General features: G+C 71.4%; 17 protein-coding genes. 2 read left to right on the forward strand and 15 right to left on the reverse strand.

Features of this window, described 5'->3' with window-relative positions; genetic code table 11:
* Positions 1-397, reverse strand: a 397-nt coding sequence (locus tag MRBLMG1_RS12700; RefSeq protein ID WP_367823722.1) for a helix-turn-helix domain-containing protein, incomplete at its 3' end; no start/stop codon positions are given.
* A 100-nt stretch (positions 398-497) separates the two neighbouring features.
* On the opposite strand from MRBLMG1_RS12700, the gene MRBLMG1_RS12705 reads away from it, so the two are divergent.
* Positions 498-1,382, forward strand: a complete 885-nt coding sequence (locus tag MRBLMG1_RS12705; RefSeq protein ID WP_367823724.1) for an IS5 family transposase — start codon at positions 498-500, stop codon at positions 1,380-1,382.
* Between the two features lie 106 nt (positions 1,383-1,488).
* Here MRBLMG1_RS12705 and MRBLMG1_RS12710 read toward each other — a convergent pair whose 3' ends face one another.
* The 10 genes from MRBLMG1_RS12710 to MRBLMG1_RS12755 form a co-directional block, all read right to left on the reverse strand.
* A complete protein-coding gene (locus MRBLMG1_RS12710; RefSeq protein WP_367823726.1) occupies positions 1,489-1,938 on the reverse strand; it encodes a hypothetical protein in 450 nt (149 codons plus the stop codon).
* 336 nt (positions 1,939-2,274) lie between these two features.
* Positions 2,275-3,639 carry an ABC transporter ATP-binding protein gene (locus tag MRBLMG1_RS12715; protein WP_367823728.1) on the reverse strand — a complete coding sequence of 455 codons (1,365 nt, stop codon included), beginning with the start codon at positions 3,637-3,639 and terminating at the stop codon, positions 2,275-2,277.
* 159 nt (positions 3,640-3,798) lie between these two features.
* Positions 3,799-4,839: a LacI family DNA-binding transcriptional regulator gene (locus MRBLMG1_RS12720; RefSeq protein WP_367823729.1), complete on the reverse strand. Its 1,041-nt coding sequence runs from the start codon at positions 4,837-4,839 to the stop codon at positions 3,799-3,801.
* Between the two features lie 263 nt (positions 4,840-5,102).
* A complete protein-coding gene (locus MRBLMG1_RS12725) occupies positions 5,103-7,538 on the reverse strand; it encodes a beta-glucosidase (protein WP_367823929.1) in 2,436 nt (811 codons plus the stop codon).
* Positions 7,539-7,763: 225 nt separating this feature from the next.
* Positions 7,764-8,843 (reverse strand): DUF1996 domain-containing protein, encoded by a 1,080-nt coding sequence (locus MRBLMG1_RS12730; RefSeq protein WP_367823730.1) that lies wholly within the window; start codon positions 8,841-8,843, stop codon positions 7,764-7,766.
* Between the two features lie 193 nt (positions 8,844-9,036).
* Positions 9,037-11,169 carry a discoidin domain-containing protein gene (locus tag MRBLMG1_RS12735; RefSeq protein ID WP_367823732.1) on the reverse strand — a complete coding sequence of 711 codons (2,133 nt, stop codon included), beginning with the start codon at positions 11,167-11,169 and terminating at the stop codon, positions 9,037-9,039.
* Positions 11,170-11,435: 266 nt separating this feature from the next.
* Positions 11,436-13,046, reverse strand: a complete 1,611-nt coding sequence (locus MRBLMG1_RS12740; protein ID WP_367823734.1) for a glycoside hydrolase family 13 protein — start codon at positions 13,044-13,046, stop codon at positions 11,436-11,438.
* Between the two features lie 279 nt (positions 13,047-13,325).
* Positions 13,326-14,201, reverse strand: coding sequence for a carbohydrate ABC transporter permease (locus MRBLMG1_RS12745; protein ID WP_367823735.1), 876 nt, complete (start codon positions 14,199-14,201; stop codon positions 13,326-13,328).
* Positions 14,202-14,220: 19 nt separating this feature from the next.
* Complete coding sequence (locus MRBLMG1_RS12750) at positions 14,221-15,180, reverse strand: carbohydrate ABC transporter permease (RefSeq protein ID WP_367823737.1); 960 nt, start codon at positions 15,178-15,180, stop codon at positions 14,221-14,223.
* Between the two features lie 170 nt (positions 15,181-15,350).
* Complete coding sequence (locus tag MRBLMG1_RS12755; protein ID WP_367823739.1) at positions 15,351-16,766, reverse strand: extracellular solute-binding protein; 1,416 nt, start codon at positions 16,764-16,766, stop codon at positions 15,351-15,353.
* Between the two features lie 445 nt (positions 16,767-17,211).
* Here MRBLMG1_RS12755 and MRBLMG1_RS12760 point away from each other — a divergent pair, with 445 nt between their 5' ends.
* On the forward strand, positions 17,212-17,337 hold the full coding sequence (locus MRBLMG1_RS12760) for a hypothetical protein (RefSeq protein ID WP_367823741.1): 126 nt from the start codon (positions 17,212-17,214) through the stop codon (positions 17,335-17,337).
* A gap of 91 nt (positions 17,338-17,428) precedes the next feature.
* On the opposite strand, the gene gap is transcribed toward MRBLMG1_RS12760, so the two are convergent.
* From gap to MRBLMG1_RS12780, 4 genes are all read right to left on the reverse strand, one after another.
* The gene (gene gap, locus MRBLMG1_RS12765) at positions 17,429-18,427 is read right to left on the reverse strand and encodes a type I glyceraldehyde-3-phosphate dehydrogenase (RefSeq protein ID WP_367823743.1); all 999 of its coding nucleotides are present in this window, start codon (positions 18,425-18,427) and stop codon (positions 17,429-17,431) included.
* 131 nt (positions 18,428-18,558) lie between these two features.
* Entirely contained in the window at positions 18,559-19,515 is a 957-nt protein-coding gene (locus tag MRBLMG1_RS12770; protein WP_367823745.1) for a GlxA family transcriptional regulator, read from the reverse strand.
* A 96-nt stretch (positions 19,516-19,611) separates the two neighbouring features.
* Positions 19,612-19,986, reverse strand: a complete 375-nt coding sequence (locus MRBLMG1_RS12775; protein ID WP_367823931.1) for a VOC family protein — start codon at positions 19,984-19,986, stop codon at positions 19,612-19,614.
* Between the two features lie 496 nt (positions 19,987-20,482).
* On the reverse strand, positions 20,483-21,547 hold the full coding sequence (locus MRBLMG1_RS12780) for an AI-2E family transporter (RefSeq protein WP_367823746.1): 1,065 nt from the start codon (positions 21,545-21,547) through the stop codon (positions 20,483-20,485).
* Positions 21,548-21,556 lie beyond the last annotated feature (9 nt).

Below are 21,556 nucleotides of genomic sequence, written 5' to 3' on the forward strand. Positions count from 1 at the left end.
CCCGCGACACGGTCGACTGCGACAGGCCCGTCTGCTTCGCCATCGACCGTGTCGACCAGTGGGTCGCGTTCTTCGGGGCCGATTCCAGCGTCCTGGCCACCAGGGCGGCCACCTGCTCGTCGGTGACTGATCTGGGACCGCCTGGGCGGGGCATGTCGCCCAGGCCGGCGATCCGGTGCTCGACGAAACGCGCCCGCCACCGGCCCACCGCATGCGGCGTCGAGCCGAGCCGAGCCGCGACGTCCTTGTTGGAAACGCCCTCCGCGCAGGCCAGGATGATGCGGCACCTCAGTGCCCACGCCTGCGGCGTGGAACGGCGCCGCACCCATCCCTCGAGCGCAGCCCGTTCCTCGTCCGACAGGATCAACTCGGCCTTCGGCCGCCCCGTACGTGTCACAGGCCAAGCTTATATATCTGAACAGAATTCCTGACTCAGAAGACTAGGGCCTGTCCGATGGGTCGCGTGACGCTCCCGCTGGGCACTCGTTCCGTGGGACATGGGGCGGGGAGATCTTTCGGATGAAGAGTGGGCTCGACTGGAGCCGCACTTGCCGGTGAATCGCGGGCGGGGTGGACGCTGGCAATCCCACCGCCGTGTGATCAACGGGATTCTGTTCCGGCAGCGGACCGGCCTCCCCTGGCGGGACCTTCCTCCCTGCTTCGGTAGCTGGAAGACGGTTCACGATCGTCATCGAAGGTGGTCGGCGGACGGCACGTGGGAGAGGATCCTGCGGGCCGTCCAGGCCGACGCCGATGCCGAGGGCCGGATCGACTGGAGCATGGTCAGCGTCGATTCCACGACCTGCCGCGCTCATCAGCACGCGGCCGGCGCCTCCACCCGCGCCCCGAAGATTCCGGGTCGGCGCAGGAGCCCGGCGCGTCATCGTCCCGATGAGGCCCTGGGACGCTCGCGAGGCGGGCTCACGAGCAAGATCCACCTTGCTGGAGAGGGTGGGTGTCGCCCGCTCGGGTTTGTCATCACGCCCGGTCAGTGGGGGGACGCACCGCAGGTGATTCCCGTCCTGGAAGAGATCCGTGTGCCCCGACAGGCCGGTGGACGACCGCGCACTCGGCCCGACCATGTCGGGGGAGACAAGGCGTACTCATCACGCCGTAATCGGCGTCACCTGCGCAGACGCCAGATCAAGCACACGATCCCCGAGCCGAGAGACCAGCGGGCCAACCGCCGGCGCCGCGGCAGCCAAGGAGGCCGGCCCACGGGCTTCGATAAGACGATCTACCGCCGCCGCAACGAGGTCGAGCGGACCGTCAACCGGCTCAAGAACTTCCGCGCCGTCGCCACGCGCTTCGACAAACGGGCGTACGTCTTCCACGGGACGGTCACCGTGGCCGCGATCCGCCTATGGCTCCGTCCGCAGTGAAACGCCCCGTTGAGAGGTCCTTAGCACCTGGGTAGTGGTGGCGCGGTTCGCTGAGTACGCGCTCGTCGACAGCCCTGACGTCCCAAGATGAGCTGCCGAACTCGGTCTACCAGGGTGAGCGGGTGTCGCGGCGTGCTTCTGGGGTCTGCTCGGGCAGATCCGTGTTCTGGTCGGTGCGCAGCAGCATGCCCGGGTCGGGTTCGAAGTCCTCATTGGGCGGTGCCGGCTGGTGGAAACGCTCGGTGCGCGGAATGGTGACTTCCACCAGCCGGCCCTCCTGGAACATCCACAGCCCGAAGCAGTCGTCGTCCTGGTCGCGAAGCAGAACCTGCACCGTGTGCGGATGCGGCCACGGCAGCGACTCCAGGTGCCTGAGCAGGCCCTGGCGGCCACGCAATTTCTCGAACTCCAGGGCCCACCCGAACTCGTAGCCCCACTGCCCCGCTATCGGGACGAAGCGACCTCGCCACGTGCGTTCCGGGTCGTCCTGGGTCAGCGGTTCCATCACCTCGCCCGACCAGCGGGCTAGCACGATGACCTCGGCGTCTCTACTCATGCCGGAGTATGACCGCATCCGCCTGATCCACCGCAACCAAATTCCTCAACCGGCCGACGCAGGCAAGGACGGGCGGATTGGCGACGAGCTCTCCGTGCCGGCGAGCCCGACGACGGCGCCTCGGGAGAAGCTCATCTGCGCCTATGCCACGGCCCTGATCAGCTCACACGACCCATCGGACAGCCCCTAGCTCCGTTCCGGTAAGGACCGCGATCTGCCCGCGGGCCGCGCGGGACTTTCCGGACAGAGCCCAGGTCCTGCCCCGTCGGACCGTCGGACGCCGTCAGCCGCGTCCTCGGGGGCGCCGTGCGCGGCCGGCCGCTGCTCCCCCGCCGGCTACTGGTCGAGGCCGGGCAGAGCGTCGGGGGCCGGGCAGATCCTGGCGCCCTGGTGGTCGAAGACGTACAGCTGGGCGAGGTCGACGAGGAGCGGCACCTGGGCGCCGGCCCGGACGCGGACGTGGGGGCCGGTCCGCAGCACGAGGTCGCTGCGGGCGGCCGTGCGCCGTTCCCGGTCGCCCCGCGGGTCGCCGTACGGGACCGGCTCGGGGGCCGGGGCGGTAGCGGCCCGGCCCTCGATGCCCGTCCTGACGGCGCCGAGGGCCGCCGCGTGTGCCCGGATGCGGCCGAAGCGCCGCTTCCGCCGCCCGCTCGTCCGCCGGCCGCCGGACCGGGGGCGCGAGGCCTCCAGGTCCGCCACGACGGCGGGCCGCGAGCCGGTGTCCAGGTGCACGAGCACCTCGTGGCCCTGGTACTCGACGTGCTCGACGACCCCGACCAGCGCCGCCTCACCGGGCCGCTTCTGGCTCGGCGGCGCGATCCGTACGGCCTCGGAGCGCAGCCCGACGATGATCGGGCGGCCCTGCTGGATCCGAAGGAGCTGGTGGTCGACGCTCAACGGCTGCGGAAGCAGCAGGCGTTGGCTGCCCAGCTCCAGGGTCATCGGCCCGTCGAGCGGCGCGTGGACGACCGCGTCGAGGAGGTTGATGCGCGGTGTGCCGACGAACGCGGCGACGAAGACGTTGGCGGGGCGCGCGTACAACTCCTGGGGAGGGCTGACCTGTTGCAGGACACCGTCGCGCATGACCGCCACCCGGTCGCCCAGCGACATCGCCTCGGACTGATCGTGCGTCACATAGACGGTGGTCACGCCCAGTTCGTCGGTGAGGCGGGCTATCTCGGCCCGCAGATGGCCGCGCAGTTTGGCGTCGAGGCTGGACAGCGGCTCGTCGAGGAGGAAGACCGACGGGCGCCGGGAGATCGCGCGGCCCATCGCCACGCGCTGGCGCTCCCCGCCGGACAGCTGTCCGGGCAGCCGGTCGAGCAGGTCCTCGACGGCGAGCATCCGCGCGGTCGCCTCCACCTGCGGGTCGTGGTCCGCCGAGGGTTCCCGCAGCTTCAGCGGGAAGCCGATGTTCTCCCGCGAGGTCATCGACGGGTAGAGGGCGAAGTTCTGGAACACCATGGCGATGTCCCGCTCACGGGGCGGCACGTCGTTCGCGTGCTCGCCGTCGAGGAACAGGTCGCCCTCGGTGATGTCCTCCAGACCGGCGATCATCCGCAGGACGGTGGACTTGCCGCATCCGGATGGACCGAGCAGCACCAGGAACTCCCCCGGTTCGACGGTGAGGGACACCCGCCGCACCACGTGGGAACCGCCGTATTTCTTGCTCACATCTCGCAGCACGATGGCGCGACTCATGGAAATCCGCCCGGAGTAGAAGGATCACAGGGGGTGTGTGGCCGAAAGTAGCCCATGATGAGGCGCTGCGGAACAGTTTCGTACGTCTTACGGAAAAAGGAATTCACCGGCACGCGAATGCCGTCGGCACACCGCCGCACCGTCCGTCGCACGGCACGGTCAGGCCGATTCCCGTACGACGAGTTCGGGGGCGAACACCAGGTGCGCCGGCCCGGCCGACGACCCCTGGAGCCGTCCGACGAGCAGCTCCGCCATGGCCGCGGCCATCCGCTCCACGGGCTGGCGCACCGTCGTCAGCGGCGGCCGGCAGGTCACGGCGACGCTGGAGTCGTCGAAACCCACCACCGCCACGTCCCCGGGCACGCTCAGGCCCCGCTCGCGCACGACCTCGCACGCCCCCTGCGCCATCAGGTCGTTGGCCGCGAAGACGCCGTCCACCCGCGGGTGCTCCGCCAGGAGCCTGCGCATGGCCGCCGCGCCGCTCTCGACCGTGAACCCGCCCTCCACCACCGGAGGCGCGGCCCTGCCCGCGCTCTCCAGGGCCTCGCGGAAACCGGCGAGACGGGCCTCGCCGGCCGGGAGGCCCCGGGGCGCACGGATCGTCGCGGGATTCCGGCATCCCCTGGCCAGCAGGTGCGCGGCGGCGAGCCGGCCGCCCTCGTGGTGGTCCACGTCGACGTAGACGGCCTCCGAACCCTCCGGGGGCCGGGCGAACAGCACGAGGGGAATGCCCGCGGCGGCCAGCATCGGCGGCAGCGGGTCGTCCGCCCGGATGGACACGACGAGCGCCCCGTCGGCGCTGCCCCGGCGCAGGTGGTCCACCACCTGGCGCCTGGCCGCCCCGGACTCCGCGAACATCAGCACGGGGTGCGCGCCGCGCCCCCGCAGATACGTCACGGCACCGCTCACGACACGCCCGAAGAAGGGGTCGGCGAACACCCTCGCGGCGAACGCGTCCCCCGCCCCGGAGATGACCAGCGCCACCGTCTCGGCGCGCGGCGCCGCCTGCGCGACCCGGCCGGTGACCAGGCTCCTGGCGGCGCTGTTGGGGGTGTACCCGGTGCGCTCGATGGCCTGCCGGACCACGTCCTGGATCGCCGGGTCCACGTTGCGCACCCCGTTGACGACCCGCGAGACCGTCGCCCTGGAGACGCCCGCCTCCCGCGCCACGTCTTCCAGCGTCGGTCCCCGCCTGATCACTCCCGTACTCTAACGTGCCCTTTTCCCGCACACGACGGGCGGGCCGCGCGCAGCGCGGCACGGTCGACCCGGCCCGCAACCGGTATTCACCCCGGGGCATTCGGCGATCCCCGACCGGGAATTCACCGCGTACGGGAAAAGGGAATTCGATATACGGACGAAAGCCGACCGTCGCGTCCTTCCCGCCCTTCCCGCCCTTCCATCGAAATACGGAGCCCGCTGCCCGGGCGAACTCCTCGTCCTGGCCAATCGCGGTGCGGTCCTCACGCATTCCGGTCCTCCGGAGCGTGCCCCACCGTCACGTCCGCCTCGTGCTCCGTCGCGCCCGCCGAGCGGCCCACGATCAGCCGGTACGTCCCCGGCTCGACACGCCAGCCGCCGTCCCGCGGCGACCAGTGCCGCAGCGCCCGCGGCGTCACGACGACCTCGGCGACGACGGACGCGCCCGGATCCGCGTGGACCGCCGCGTGGCCGGCGAACCAGCGCGCGGGGCGTTCCACGACGGAGTCGGCTCGCGCCAGGTACACCTGGACGACCTCGCGCCCGGGGCGCGTTCCGGTGTTGCGCACCCCCACCCGTACGGTGAAGGAGGAGTCCGGTGCGATCCGTGCGGGGGCATCGACCTCCCCGTACTCCCATGTCGTGTAGCCGAGACCGTGCCCGAACCAGTAGGCGGGCCGTGTGCCGGCGCGCAGCCAGGCACGGTGGCCGATGTGCAGCCCCTCCGTGTAGTCGAGTCGGCCGTCGACGGGGCGCGTGCGGGTGACGGGCGCGTCGGCCAGCGTGGTGGCCCAGGTCGTGGGGAGCCTGCCGCCCGGCTCGCGGCGGCCGAAGAGCACGTCGGCGAGCCCCGCGCCGGCCTCCTGCCCGGGGAACCAGGCGAGGAGCACCGCCGCGACCTCGTCGCGCCAGGGCAGTTCGACCGGTCCGCCGCTGTTGACGACGACGACGGTACGGGGGTTGGCGGCGGCGACCGCGCGTACCAGGTCGTTCTGCGCGTCGCCCAGGGACAGATGCGTACGGTCGCTCCCCTCCGTCTCGTCGTGCTCCGTCGTGCCGACGACGACGATCGCCGCGTCCGCCTCGTGGGCCTCCGCCACGGCCTCGGCGAGCGCCTCGCCGGGGGCGCGCCGCGGGGGCGCGGCGGCGAGGACCGTCGCTCTGCCGGAGCCGGGCACCAGTTCCCGGCGGGCGACGAGATGGACGTGACGCCCCCGCTCCAGATGGCTCGTCGCCGTGTGCAGGGGCGGGGTGACGTGCACGGTCGCCGGGTCGTCGGTCTCGCGCGGGTACGTGCCGTCCAGGATCACGTGCCCGTCGACCTCGATCGTCATCCGCCCGAAACCGCCGATCCCGAACGTCCACGCACCGGTCGTGTCGGGGCGGAGCAGGGCCCGGACCTCCACGGTGTGCGTGTCCGGCGCGAGATCCGGTTCGAGCAGGCGCCCCGACAGGCGCCGCTCCGCCCGAAGTTCGCGGCCGTCCGCGTCCAGGCAGCGCAGCAGCAGCCCCGGTTCACCGGAGCGCGGATCCGTGCACCGCCCCGCGTCGAGCGGTTCCGGCGGGGCGTCCTTCGAGGGACCGGCGGCGTACCTCACCCGGCCGCGGCCGCGCAGACACGCGCGGATGCCGGCGAGCGGCGTCACCACCGCGGACGGGAAGACGCCGGCGCTGCCGCCGCCCTGGACGCGGGGCGAGGCGGCGTGTTCGCCGATCACGGCGACCGTGCCCAGGCCGCCGGGGTCGAGGGGCAGCAGGCCGTCGTTGCGCAGCAGGACCGACCCGGCGGCGACCGCGCGGCGCAACAGCCGCCGCACCCCCTCCTCCGGAAGCGGCGGGCGGCGTCGGGGGGCGTCGCCGAGCGCACCGACCCTGTGGGCGAGCCGGAGTACCCGCCGGACCTTCTCGTCGACGGCGCCCTCGGGGACGCGGCCCGCGCGCACGGCCCGGGCCAGGTCCGCCGCCCAGGGACTCGCCGGGCCGGGCATCGCCAGGTCGAGTGCGGCCCGCGCCGACTCCTCGGCGGTGCGCACGGCGGCCCAGTCGGAGACCGCGACGCCGTCGAAGCCCCACTCCCCCTTCAGTGGTTCGGCGAGGAGCGGATGGGCCGTCATCGTCGTCCCGTCGACGCCGTTGTAGCCGGCCATGACCACCCACGCCCCGGCGTCGACGGCCGCTTCGAACGGCGCCAGGTACACCTCCCGCAGCGCCCGCTCGGGCACCCGGACGTCCACGCTCAGCCGGTCGGTCTCCGAGTCGTTCGCGACGAAGTGCTTCGCGGTCGCGGCCACGCCGTGCTCCTGGAGACCGCGGATCAGCGCCGCACCCGTGCGTCCGGTCAGCTCCGGATCCTCCGAGAAGCACTCGAAGTGGCGGCCCCCGAGAGGGGTGCGGTGCAAGTTGAGGGTCGGCGCGAGGACGACGTCGACGCCCCTGCGGACCGCCTCGGCGGCGAGCAGGCCGCCGAGGCGCCGCAGCAGCGCCTCGTCCCAGGTCGCGCCGAGCGCGGACGCCGACGGCAGCAGGCAGGAGGTGCGGCGCTCGTCCCAGGCCTCACCCCGTACGCCCGCCGGCCCGTCGGAGAAGACCATCGCCCGCAGGCCGATCGCCGCGTCGGCGGCCGTCCGCCAGGTCGTGGCACCGGTCAGGAGGCGGACCTTCCGTTCGAGGTCGAGCTTCCCGACCAGCAGGTCGAGCATGTCGTCGGTCAAGTCGCCGGCCGTGCCGCCGGAGGTGCCCTCGGTCGCGTCGTCGGCCTCGGTCGCGTCGCCGGCCGCGCAATCGGTCGTGTAGTCGGTCATGACGACCCGTTCGTCGCTCATCTCTCCCTTGTCGGTTCGCTCGTCGGGTTGCCGGTTCACGGATCGGAGGCACCGGCCGCCCCCTGAGGGGGTGGCCGGTGCCGGTGTCGGAAGCGGGGTCGGTCAGGGCAGGCGGTACTGCTCGTCGAGAGCGGCGCCGCGCTCGGGGTGCGTCTCGTCGTAGCCCCGGGCGTTGCACTGGAGGCCGCCCACGATGCAGTGGTCGACCATCGCCTTGAGGGTGCGCTCCTCCCAGGCGTTGAAGAAGTCGTAGTGGAAGGAGTAGCCGCGACCGCTGGCCAGCCGGACGTCGGACATGTCGCCGTCGACCGGGAAGGCCATCTTGAACTCGATCATCGGCAGCGCCACCGGGTGGCTCGGCGGGCACACGTCGTCGTTCGTGCCGGGCTTGACCACCGGGTAGGCCATGTGGCTCTGGTGGTCCGGTGTGTCGAGGTACAGGCCGTTCCAGCAACTCGGCGCCTGCATGCGCAGGTTCAGCTGGGTGCCGACCGGACAGTTCTGCGGGAAGTCCACGTTCTTGAAGCTGTCACCGCACTCCCAGCCCTCCACCCAGCCGGGGTGGTCGCGGAACTGCGCCGCGCTCTGCAAGGGGCTGCCGACGACGAAGCGCAGCCCCTTCGGGAAGGGCCGGACACTGGTGTAGTCGGTCACACCGGTCTTGTAGTAGATGACCTGCGGGCCGACGGGCAGCACCTTCCGGTCCCCCTCGAACAGCGAGGGCATCCAGTAGGCGGACGCGTCGCCGGGTGCCTTGCAGGCCGTGGCGCCGCCGTAGAGCGTGGCGGTGACGCTGTGCGCGTTCGTGGAGGTGTTGCCCATGAAGGTGTGGTCGTGCGACCGGCCCGGCTGCCCGGGATAGACGATGGGGTCGTCGGGGGCCGTGTGCGAGACGGCGCAGTTGGCCTGGAACTCGTGGAAGTAGCGCGGAGGCGGGTTCGCGGTCGACGGCGTCACGCCGGTGACCTGGGGTACGGCGGGGATGTAGCCGTCGCCGTCCGCGTCGTCGCCCGACGCCTGGAGGGACGCGACCATCCGGTGTCCGGCGTGGGCCGCGGCGGCCGGCGGCGGGGAGTCGGCCGCGGGGTCCGCAGCCGAGGCGAGGGTGCCGACACCGAGGAGGGTGGCGACGAGGGCGGTGCCGAGGAGCAGTGCGGGGAGCCTCTTGGGACTCGCTCTCATGGGGGTCTCCTGCCCGTGAGGGGATGTAACTGTTGCGTGGTGCCTGTCGGTTGGTGCCTTTCGGTGGTGCGGCTTCGGCGGCGCGGCTTGGGTGGCGCGGCTTGGGGGGCGCGGCTTCGCTCGTGCGGCTTGGGGGGCGCGGCTCGGCGGCGCGGCTTGGGAGGAGCGGCTTCGGCGCTGCGGCTTCGGTGGGTCAGCTGTAGACGCCGAACTCGTGGAGCGAGTAACCCCATCCGGTTCCGCGCGCCGTCAGCTGGAGGCGTACGTGGCGGCCGGTGGTGGCGAGGGAGATGGTGTCGACGTCGCCGTCACCGGTGGTCGTGGTGTGGACCGTGCGCCAGGTGGTGCCGTCGTCGGAGACCTGGACCTCGTAGGACCTGGCGTACGCGGGGTCCCAGACCAGCTGCACCGTACGGATGGGCTTCACCGCTCCGAGGTCGACCTGGATCCATTGGGGGTCGCTCCAGTCGCTGGCCCAGCGGGTGTCGGCGCGGCCGTCGGTGGCGCGGGCCGGTGGGCAGGGGCAGTCGCCGTAGCCGGTCTGGTAGGAGGAGGCGGTGGTGGGCCGGTCGAGGGCGAGGTTCGTGCCGGCGACCGGAGGAGCGACCACGCGGACGGACCTGGTCTCGATGCCGGCGTTGCCGTGGCCGTCCTCGGCCTGGACGTACACCTTCCAGACGCCGAGCTTCTCGGGGGCGGTGACCGCGAAGGTGCCGTCGCCGGTGGCGCGCCACCGTGCCTCGACGAGGCGCTTGTCCCCGTTGGCGTAGTTCCCGCTCAGGAAGATCCTGGGGGTGACGGGGTCGCCGTCGGGGTCGCGGATGTCGGCGCGGACGGTGAACTCGCGTCCGGCCGGGGCGGCGGTGGCGGGCGAGACGGTCATGCCGCTGATCACCGGCGGGGTGTTGTCGCCGGCGACGGAGCCGGTGTAGGCCTTCTTCACCGCGTAGTACGAGAGGCGCTTCAGGCCGTCGGGCAGGAGGTTGAACCAGACGCCGCCGAAGTCGTGCTCGGTGCCGTAGTGGAACATCGTGGCGCCTAGGGCGACGCCCTGGTGGCCGGTGACGCAGTTCCAGACGGCGGTGTAGCCGGCGGCCTTCTGCACGTCGGTCGGCTCGTCCGGGACGCCGTTGACGTCGTTCGGGACCTCCCACTCGCCGGCCGGGCCCGTCTCGGTGATGAGGTAGGGCTTGGTGTAGCCGCCGTCGATCCAGTCCTGGCGCACCTTGCAGAGGTTGTCGTAGGAGTTCATGGAGTAGAGGTCGAGGTCGGGGGCGTTGCGCTTGTAGTAGGGCCAGGCGCCGGTCCAGGCGTCGGTCGAGGTCACGGGGTGGTCGGGGTCGATGGTGTGGATCTTCCGGGCCACGTCGTTGACGAAGCCGGTGTAGGCGTTGCGCTGGTTCTCGAGCGCGGTCCCGCTGTAGCAGTTCTGGAGCCCGAGGACGGATTCGTTGCCGACGTTCCACATGAGGGTCGCGGGGTGGCTCTTGTACGCCTCCACCCACTTGGCGAACTCGTCGAGCATCGTGGTCTTGTAGGCGGTGTCGGTGACGTAGTCGACGCAGCCGCCGGAGCCGGGGCCGCCGCCGGGCTGGAGCCAGAAGCCGTTCACGACCTTGACGCCCTGCGCCGCCGCGGCGTCGAGGAGCGGCTTGGTGGAGCCGTCGGTGCCCCAGGTGCGGATGGTGTTGACGCCCATGGACTTCACGTCGGGCAGGTACTTGGGGGCGTCCGCGATCGACGGGCCCCAGGTCAGGCCCTTGACCGTGTACGGCTGGCCACCCACGGTCAGCTGCCAGGCGCCCTGGGTGCCGGTCACCCGGACCGCGCCGGTGGGCGGTGGGGTGGTGCCGCCGGCGTCCCCGTACACCTGGAACTCCCAGAGCGAGTAACCGTATCCGGTCGCGCGGCTCACGCCGTGCATCCGCACGTAGCGGGCGGTGCCGGAGACGCCGACGGTCTCCGTGCCGCCGACGCCCGCGTCCGTGCGGTAGGCGGTGGTCCACGTGGTGCCGTCGTTGGACAGTTCGATGCGGTACGCCTTGGCGTACGCGGACTCCCAGCGCAGTACGACCTGGCTGACCGCGACGGTGGCGCCGAGGTCCACCCTCAGCCACTGGTCGTCGGTGGCGCCGCTCGACCAGCGCGTGCCGAGGTTCCCGTCGACGGCGTCGGTCGCGGGGGTGCCGAAGTGCTCCTGGCTGGAGGCGGTGACGGGCTTGCCCTGGGACAGCAGGGCGGGGGCCGCCTGCGCCTGCTGGGCGGGCAGGAGCGCCAGCAGGGTCGAGGCCACCAGGGTGGCGGCGGGTATGCCGACTGAGGGCATGGGGGGATTCTCCTTGTGGCGGGGGGAGGTGCGGGAGAGCGCTCTCCCGCACCTTGCCCGCGCCCGTGGAACCCCGTCAATAACCGCAACACACTTTTCTTTTGCCTTGACTTAAGAAGTCATGCTTACCGGCCGAAGCCCCGTGCCGCCACCCCCTCGGACGCGGGCGGGCACGGGGCCGATCGATCGGGTACTGCCGCGCGGTCAGCCCCGCGGCCACACCGCCGTGTCGCGGTCAGACGCGCAGCCACACCCCCGTGTCGCGGTCAGACCCGCAGCCACACCGCCGTGTCCGGCGGAAGCAGCCCGTCCTCCGTGAGCGGACCGCTCGCCAGAAGCAGTCGCTCGTACGGAGGGAGGGCCACGGGCCCCTCGGCGAGGCTCACCACGCAGACCAGGCCACGCGGCCGCGCGAAGGCGAGGACCCCTTCCACGGCGGGCAGCCAGGTCAGCGGTCCGTCGCCGAATCCGGCGTCCGACCTGCGCAGCAGCAGCGCCTCCCGGTAGAGCGCGAGCATCGATTCCGGGTCGGTGCCCTGCCGGTCGACCGCGTAGGGGGCCCACCCGTCGGGCTGCGGCAGCCACGGCTCGGCCTCCGCCGCCGTCCCGAAACCGGCGTGCGGGGCGTCGGCGGTCCAGGGCAGCGGGACGCGGCAGCCGTCACGGCCGGGGTCGGTGCCGCCGGAACGGAAGTGCATCGGGTCCTGGATGCGGTCGCGCGGGATGTCGGCCTCGGGAAGGCCGAGTTCCTCGCCCTGGTAGAGGTAGACGGAACCGGGCAGCGCGAGGGTGAGCAGAGCGGCGGCACGGGCGCGTCGGGTGCCGAGTGCCAGGTCGGTGGGCGTGTCGAAGCGCTTGGTCGCGAAGTCGAAGGCGGTGTCGGCGCGGCCGTAGCGGGTCGCGGTCCGGGTGACGTCGTGGTTGCACAGGACCCAGGTGGCCGGGGCGCCGACGGGAGCGTGCTCGGCGAGGGTGTCGTCGATGGTGCGGCGCAGTCGCTCCGGGTCCCAGGGGCAGGCGAGGAAGTTGAAGTTGAAGGCGGTGTGGAGTTCGTCGGGGCGCAGGTAGCGGGCGAAGCGTTCGGAGTCGGGGAGCCACACCTCACCCACGAAGACGGCGCCGTATTCGTCGGCTATCGCCCGCCAGGAGCGGTAGATGTCGTGGATCTCGTCCTGGTCGACATATGGGTGCGGGTCGACGCCCTCGACGAAGTCCGGCAGCCCGGGGGCCTTGGTGAGCAGGGCCGCCGAGTCGATGCGGACTCCGGAGACTCCGCGTTCGAACCAGAAGCGGAGCACGTCCTCGTGCTCGGCCCTGACTTCGGGGCGCGCCCAGTTGAGGTCGGGCTGCTCGGGGGTGAAGAGGTGGAGGTACCACTCGCCGTCGGGGACGCGGGTCCAGGTCTGCCCGGAGAACTGGGAGGGCCAGGTGTTGGGGGGCAGTTCGCCGTTCTCGCCGCGCCCGGGGTGGAAGTGGAACCGGGCGCGTTCGGGGCTGCCGGGGCCCGCGGCCAGGGCGGCGCGGAACCAGGCGTGCTGGTCGGACACGTGGTTGGGGACGATGTCGACGATGACCCTGATGCCGAGTCCGGCGGCCTCCGAGATCAGCTTCTCCGCCTCGGCGAGGGTCCCGAACGCGGGGTCGATCGCGCGGTAGTCGGCGACGTCGTAGCCGCCGTCCACCAGCGGGGAGAGGTACCAGGGGGTGAACCAGACGGCGTCCACGCCGAGTTCGGCGAGATAGGGCAGTCTCGCCCGGACTCCCGCGAGGTCCCCGGTCCCGTCGCCGTCGCCGTCGGCGAAGCTGCGGGGGTACACCTGGTAGATGACGGCGTCACGCCACCAGTCGTCGGTGCGGGTCGAGCGAGGGGCTGCCACGTGACGGTCCTTTCGGGCAGGTCGGGGTCTTCGCCGCCGGCCCGCTTGCTGCGGGGCGTCGGACGGGCCGACGGCGAAGGCTTGGGGGTGAGAGGTACGGGCCGGGGGGCCTCGAAGCGGGAGGCCCGGAGCTCCGAAAGCCCGCAGGCTGGGAAGCCCGGCGCTCTGAAAGCCCGGAAGCCTGGAGCCCCGCGGGCCTCGCGGGCCCCGCGGCCGGCCGCCTGACGGCCCGGGTCGGGTCGGGTCGGGCCGGGATCGGTAACCCCGCCCGGGCCGGGATCAGCCCTTGAGGCCGCCGGCCGTGAGACCGCTCATGATGTTGCGCTGGAACACCAGGAAGATGAGCAGGGTGGGCACGGAGGCGATGGCGAGGGCGGCGATGAGCACGTTCACCGGCACGCCGGTGGAGAGCGAGTAGATCCCCACGTTCAGCGTCTGCTTGGTCGAGTCCGGCAGCGTGAGCATCGGCCAGAGGAAGTCCTTCCAGACGCCGACGACCGCGAAGATCGAGACCACGCCGAGGATCGGCCGCGAGATCGGCAGCACGATGGAGCGCAGGATCCGCAGCGGGCTCGCGCCGTCCATGGCCGCCGCGTCGAGCAGCTCTTTCGGGATGGAGTCGAAGAACCGCTTGAGCAGGAAGATGTTGAAGGCGTTGGTGACCGCCGGAAGCCAGATCACCCACGGGGTGTTCAGCAGGTTCCGCTCCACCACCGGCACGTCGAGCACGGTCAGGTACTGCGGTACGACCAGGACGGTGGCCGGGATCATCAGCGTGACGAGCATCCCGCCGAGGATGGCCTTGCCGAAGACCGGGCGCAGTTTGGAGAGCGAGTACGCGGCGGCGACGTCGAGCACCAGCTGGAACGCGAGGGCGCCGAAGGCGTAGTAGAGGGTGTTGAACAGCAGGGTCGAGAGGTCCATGACCTCCCACGCCCGCGTGTAGTTCTCGGGGGCGAACGATCCGGGCACCAGGGTCGGCGGCGTCCGCACGACCTCCTGGGCGTCCTTGAACCCGCTGGACACCATCCAGTACAGGGGGCCCAGGAACACCAGGGTGAATCCGCCGACGACCAGTGCGAACGTCGCCCGGTAGAGGGCCTTGGCGCGGGGCTTGGCGAGCTGCGCCGGCGAGATGAGCGTGCGTGTGGACATACGTGGTCTCCCCCGGGTCCTACTCGTCCTCGGCACGGCTGAGCTTCACGTACACCGCCGAGAATCCGGACAGGAGCACGAGCAGGAGCAGGCCGAGCGCCGCCGCGGCACCGTAGTCGTTGAAGTTGAAGGCGTACTGGTAGATCAGGTGGACGACGGTGGTCGTCGATCCTTCAGGGCCCGCGCCGCCGGTCAGCAGGAACGGTTCGACGAAGACCTGCATCGTCGCGATGACCTGCATGAGCAGCATCAGCGACAGGATCAGGCGGGTCTGCGGGATGGTGACGTGCCAGATCTTGCGGAACAGCCCCGCACCGTCCAGCTCCGCCGCCTCGTACAGCTCGCCGGGGATGCCCTGGAGAGCGGCGAGGTAGATGAGTGCCGCGCCGCCCATGTTCATCCAGGTCGAGGCGATGACGACGGACAGCATCGACAGGTCCGGGTCCTGCAGCCACTGCTGTTCCGGCAGGTGGAGGAACCGCAGCAGCTCGTTGAGGAGCCCGTAACCGGGGTCGTACAGGTACTTGAAGAGCAGCACCGACGCGACCGGCGGCAGCATCACGGGCAGGTAGACCAGCAGCCGCAGGTACCCCTGGCCGTGAGGGAACTCGTTGATGACGATCGCCACGACGAAGGGGACCGCGAATCCGAGGACCAGCGCGAGGACGGTGAACAGCAGCGTGTTGCGCCACGCCTGCCAGAACGCCGGGTCGTCGAAGACGGTGGCGAGGTTCTCCAGCCCGACCCAGCTGGTCTGCCCGCTCTCCGTCTTCTGGAAGGCCAGGAGGAACTCCCGGACCATCGGGTACCACGAGAACACCGCGAAGCAGACGACGGCGCCGATCAGGAACCCGTGCGCCGTCAGATTGCGCTTCAGGCTCCTCGCGAACCGGCCACCGGGTGGCACGGGTCCCGCCGCACGCGGCGGGGAGTGACGGGAAGTTCCCGCCTTGCTCGGGGTCACGCTCGGCGCCGACATCGTCGCTCCTTGGTGCTGGTCTGCTGGTCTGCTGGTCTGCCGGATTGCGGTGCCCGGCGGGGGCGGGCCGGGGCAGGACGGATGCGCCGGTGGGTTCCGGCCCGGGGCGGGGCGGATGGCCGGGCGGGGGGGGCGGGACCGATGCCCGCCCCGCCCCCACCGGGAAGGGGTCACTGGTGGGCGAGGACCTGGTCGACCTGCGCCTCGGCGGTCGCGAGCAGCTTGTCGATGTCGGCGTCCTTGTTGGTGAGAAGGCCCGACATCACGTTGTCGAGGACCTTGTAGACCTCCTGCGCCTTCGGCGGCTCGGCCTTGCCGGCGACGGGGTTGTCCATGAAGGCCTTGAAGTTGGCGACGGGCATGGTCGCGTTCCGCACGCGTGCCGCGTCGTCCTTGGTCTTCGACTCCCCCAGCCAGAAGTTCGGCTGCGGGACGCCGACCGGAAGGCTGTCGGCCTTGGTGCGGGCCCAGTCGAACTGCCCCTTGCCGACGCTGAGGTTCTTGAAGTTCAGCCAGGCGATGGCGGCCTTGATCTTGTCGCCCGAGATGCCCTTCTTGATCATGTAGTTGTTGCCGCCGGCCAGCGTGTTCTTGCCGCCGGGTATCGGGCCCATCCCGAAGTTCTCGTACTTCGCGCCGAGTTGCTGCACCATGTACGCGATGTCGTCGGGCGCGGCGAGGAACATCCCGAGCTTGTCGGTGGCGATCTGCTTCTGCAGGTCGCCCCACTGGAGCAGTTGGGTCCTGCCCATGCTGTCGTCCTCCCAGCGCATGGCGTGGAGGTTCTTCGCGACCTGCTTCCCCAGGTCGTTGTTGAACGCCGCCTTCTTCCCGCTCGCGTCCACGACCTCGCCGCCCACGCTGTACATCTGCGCGGTGAAGTGCCATCCGCCCGTGTTGCCCGCGCTGTACTCGCCGAAGCCCGCGATGCCGTTCCCGAGGCCCGCGATCTTCTTCGCGGCGGCGCGTACCTCGTCCCACGTGCGCGGCGGGGCGTCCGGGTCGAGCCCCGCGTCCTTGAAGAGCTTCCGGTTGACGAGCAGACCCATCGTGTAGTTGCTCGTCGGCAGGCCGTACAGCTTCCCGTCCTGCTTGAGCGACCCGAGGACGTTCGGATCGATGTCCTTCAGGAGCGGCACGCTCTTGTCGCTGACGTACGCGCTGATGTCCGCCGCGCCGTCGTTGTCCAGTACCTGCGGCAGGTCCGTGAAGTACGTGTAGAACACGTCGGGCTGCGACTTGGCCTTCAGCATCGCCGTGAACCGCGGCGGCTCCAGACACTGTCCCGGAGTCGAACGCCCCTCGATCGTGACGTTCGGATACGTCTTGTTGAACTCCGCGACGTCCTCCTTCCACTCCTTCAGCTCGGCCGCTTTCGCCGCCGGCGGCATGCAGTCGATCGTCAACGTCACCTTCGTCTTCGGATCCAACGGAGCAGCCGGGTCGACCGAACCGCCCCCTTCGGATCCGCCGCCGCCGTTGTCACTGCTGCTCGTGCCACACGCGGCCAGCGCGCTCAACGTCACCGCGGACACAAGAACGACCGCGCTCGCGCGACGCATACGCCGGAACCGAGCACTTCTCATGGGTGGTCCCCTTCGGGCAAGTACGTGGAGGTCGCCCCACCGCCGGTGCGTTGCGGGGCGCGGCACACTCAACCACCCCCAACAAGTGAACGCAAGATGTCGCGCCAATTTCGCAATTGCCTGACAGTCCACAGCATCCCCGCCGCAGACCCCCTCCCCCGAAGCGGCCGACCCAGACACCGACACCACCCCTGAACTCCCCAGCACACAAAGCCCCGACACCCCAACGAGGCTCTGCCGCCCCCCTCGATTACCCACCCGCCCGAGGCAGCCACCCCCGAGCTGCACCCATCCTGACACCCACGACGCTTTCTCTCGCTTGCGTCAATCGATCAGAAATTTGCAGAGCGAAGCGAGGGAGGGGGAGGCGGAAGGAGGGCGACAAGCGCGATGCGCCAGACCTGGCCACGCCGAACGCTTGCGGCTCCTTGTCTACGATGCGCGCGTGCGGGCCGTGTTCCAGGTCGCCCCGGGCGTCGGCGACTTCTTCTCCGCCGACCCCGCCGACCCGGCCGTCCGCCATCAGGTCGGACGGGAGACGGCCGCCTTCTTCCTCCGGCACCTCGTCTGACGTCAGGTGGACGGCAGGCCGCACGCACGCGAGCGCTCCGCTCGACCTGGTGCGGTCGGGCGGAGCGCTCGGGGTGGGGGTGGGGCGGAGGTCAGCTGGAGGCGAGCAGCTGGAGGGTGTCGATGACGCGGTTGGAGAAGCCCCACTCGTTGTCGTACCAGGCGACGACCTTGATGTGGCGGCCTTCGACGCGGGTGAGGGCGGAGTCGAAGATGGAGGAGGCCGGGTTGCCGGTGATGTCGGCGGAGACGAGCGGGTCGTCGGAGTACTCGAGGACGCCGGCCAGGGGGCCCTCGGCGGCGGTGCGGTAGGCCGCGAGGACGTCGTCGAGGGTCACGTCGCGGGCGACGGTGGTGTTGAGCTCCACGATCGAGCCGACGGGCACGGGGACGCGGATCGAGTCGCCCGAGAGCTTGCCGTCGAGGTTCGGGAGGACGAGGCCGATGGCCTTCGCGGCGCCCGTGGTGGTGGGGACGATGTTGACGCCGGCGGCGCGGGCGCGGCGGGGGTCACGGTGCGGGCCGTCCTGGAGGTTCTGCTCCTGGGTGTAGGCGTGGACCGTGGTCATGAAGCCGTGCTCGATGCCGGCGAGGTCGTCGAGGACCGAGGCGAGCGGCGCGAGCGCGTTGGTGGTGCAGGACGCGTTCGAGACGATCGTGTGGACGGCCGGGTCGTAGGCGTCGGTGTTCACGCCGTACGCGAGCGTGACGTCGGCACCGTCGGCGGGCGCGCTGACGAGCACGCGCTTGGCGCCCGCGTCGATGTGCGCGCCGGCGGCCTTGGCGGAGGTGAAGCGGCCGGTGGCCTCCAGGACGATGTCGACGCCGAGTTCGGCCCAGGGCAGGTCCGCCGGCTCGCGCTCGGCCAGCACCTTGATGCGGCGGCCGTCGACGACGAGGGTGTCCCCGTCAACGCTCACCGGACGACCGAGGCGGCCCGAGGTCGTGTCGAAGGCGAGGAGGCGGGCCAGGGTGGCGGGCTCGGTGAGGTCGTTGATGGCGACGACCTCGAGGTCGCTCTGGCGCTCCAGCAGGGCGCGCAGCACGTTGCGTCCGATGCGGCCGAATCCGTTGATGGCGATGCGAGTCATGACAGTGTCCCTTCGGTCCCTTCGCGTTCGCCACCATGTTCGTCGGGACGGGTGGGCCCGTGACAGCGGCGTGATCGCCACGGTCCGCAAGTATCGCGCCAAGGGTGCGGAAGCGGTCCGCGTCCGGGTCGCTACTCGCCGCGGGCGAACGTCCGCCGGTACTCGCTCGGCGTGGTGCCGAGGATCCGCTGGAAGTGGAGCCGCAGATTCGCGCCGGTGCCGAGCCCCGTGTCGGCGGCGATCTGCTCGACCCCGCGCTCGGAGCGTTCGAGCAGCTCACGGGCCATGTCGATACGGGCCCGCATGACCCACTGCATCGGCGTGTACCCGGTGTCCTCGGCGAACCGTCGGGAGAACGTGCGCGCCGACACCGCCGCGTGCCGGGCGAGGATCTCCAGGGTGAGCGGCTCGCCCAGGCGGTGCAGGGCCCATTCGCGGGTGGCGGCGAACCGCTCGCCGAGCGGCTCGGGCACGCTGCGCGGCACGTACTGGGCCTGGCCGCCGCTGCGGTAGGGGGCGGCGACGAGCCGGCGGGCCGCGTGGTTGGACGCGGCCACGCCGAACTCCCCGCGCAGGATGTGCAGGCACAGGTCGATGCCGGAGGCGGCGCCGGCGGAGGTCAGGACGCTGCCCTCGTCGACGAAGAGGACGTTCTCGTCGACCCTGACGAGGGGGCGCTTCGCCGCGAGCGCCCGTGTGTAGTGCCAGTGGGTCGTGGCCCGCTTGCCGTCGAGGAGTCCCGTGGCGGCCAGCGCGAACGCGCCCGTCGAGATCGCGGCGAGCCTCGCGCCGCGCTGGTGGGCCGCGATCAGCGCCTCGACGACCGCCGCCGGCGGGTCGTCCCGGTCGGGGAACCGGTAGCCGGGGACGAAGACGATGTCGGCCCAGGCGAGCGCGTCCAGGCCGTGCGCGACCTGGTAGGCCAGGCCGTCGCCGCCGGCCACGACGCCGGGTTCCGCTCCGCACACCCGGACCTCGCACGGCATGCTCGCGCGGGTCGTGAAGACCTGCGCGGGAATGCCCACGTCGAGCGGCTTCGCGCCCTCCAGTACGAGAACGGCGACACGGAGCAGACGAGAGCGAGGCACGGACAAGAGCCTACGCACCGGATCGCGCCGCGCGGCCCGGCCGGGGTGTCGTGCGGGTCACGGCACCCCGGCCGGTCACCGGCGTGATCGGCCGGCCTACAGGTACGGCCGGGTGATCAGTTCGATCGCGTGGCCGGCGGGGTCCTTGAAGTAGACGCCCCGGCCGCCGTGCTCGGTGTTGGTCTCGCCGGGACGGCGCATCTGGGGGTCGGCCCAGTGCTCGATGTCGCCGTCGCACAGCCGCTGGTACGCGCGGTCGAAGAGCTCGTCGTCGATCAGGAACGCGTAGTGCTGCATCTGGATCTCCACCGGGGGCTCGGCGAACTGGATCAGTACGCCGTCGGTGAGCTGGACGTTGATGAACGGGCCCCAGGAGGGTGCCTCGGGGAGCTCCAGGAGGTCGCGGAAGAACCGCGCCGACTCGTGGCGGTCCTTGGCGGCGATGATGGTGTGGTTGAACGTGACGGTCATACGGGTGGCCTCGCTGTGGTTCGACACGGATGGGGACTCGAAGTGCCTGCGCACTGGGAGGTCCGCGTGCCGAACCGAGGGGGTGCCTCGCGTGCACCCTGGGGGCGATCAGCCCTCCACCGGATAGCCCGTCTGTGAGTGGCGAGTCGCCGGTCCGGTGTTCATGCGGGTGACGTTACTTGATCACGTCGGGGCGCGACAAGGGCGACCACCGAGTCGCCCGCCCTCGTCGCGCCGTGGCCGGCGTCAGTCGAGCCCGTCGGGCATGTCCTGTGCCCTCGCCCTGAGTTCGGCCGCCTCGGCCCCTTCGTACGAGCCGAGTTCGGAGACCCTCGTCTTCGTTCCTCCCCTCCTCGTGCTCGTAGAGGGTGTTCTGGAGGACCGGGCCAACTGCTGCCACGTCTGTGCCCGCTCGTACCGGGGCCCTGCCTCAGGAGGACGTCGGCGAGGGTGAGGCGCACGCCGGCCCGCGTCGGGGATATGCCCGTCCTGTCGCTCACGCGTTCGCTGACGTCCGGGCCGCGCGCAGGGCCGTGTGGACGGACCAGACGACCGAGACGAGCGGGACGGCCACCACGGCGCCGACGATGCCGGCGGCGATCGATCCGGCGATGACCGAGATGGCCACGACGAGGGGGTGCAGCCGTACGGCCCAGCTCATGACGAGCGGGTGGAGCAGATGGCCCTCGATCTGGCCGATGACCACGATCAGCGCGACCACGAGGGCCGCTGTGAGGGGCCCCTGCGAGGCGAGCGCGACGACGGCGGCCACGGCGAGGGCGATCGGGGAGCCGATCAGCGGGACGAAGGCGGCGAGGAACTCCAGCAGGGCCAGCGGCACCGCGAGCGGGACCCCGAGGAGCCACAGCGCGAGGCCGACGAGGACCGCGTTCACGGCGGCGACGAGCACGATTCCGTGCGTGTACCCGGTGAAGGTGCGCCAGGCCGCGCTCCCTCCGATGCCCACCCGTCCGCGCACGGAGCGCGGCAACTGCTCCTGGAACCATCGCCACTGGCGGTCTCCGGAGTGGACGAAGAACACCGCGCAGAAGAGGGCGAGGGCCAGTGTCGTGAGGACGGCGACCACATGGCCGGCGCCGCTCAGCGCCGTGCTGACGAGGGTCGATCGGTGACTGGAGAGGAAGTCGCCGATCCTGGCCTGGAGGTCGGTGAGCGCCCCTGGGTCCAGCCGGAACGGCGGCCGTTCCAGCCAGTCCTCGATCCGGCCGACCCCCACCCGGAACTCGCGGACCAGCGTCGTCCGCTCGCCCGCCACCGCCTCCCCCACCAGCGCGAGGACCCCGAGGACGAGGGCGATGCTGCCGACGAGGGTGAGGGCGACCGCGAAGGGCCGGGGCAGGCCGCGGGCGACGACGTCGGCGACGGGGCGGAGCAGCGCGGTGATCACCAGGCCCAGGAAGAGGGCGACGCCGATCTCGTGGAAGCGGCCGAGCACGGCGAACAGGCTGTAGACGAGCAGGCCGACGACGAGGACGCGCCACGCGTAGGCGGCGGCCGTGCGGAGGAAGGGGGTCACCGTCGGGGGTGTGCCTGGCTGCATGGCGTACGA

Origin of the sequence: Streptomyces sp. LMG1-1-1.1 (genome assembly GCF_040815545.1) — a bacterium.
GTDB lineage: Bacteria > Actinomycetota > Actinomycetes > Streptomycetales > Streptomycetaceae > Streptomyces.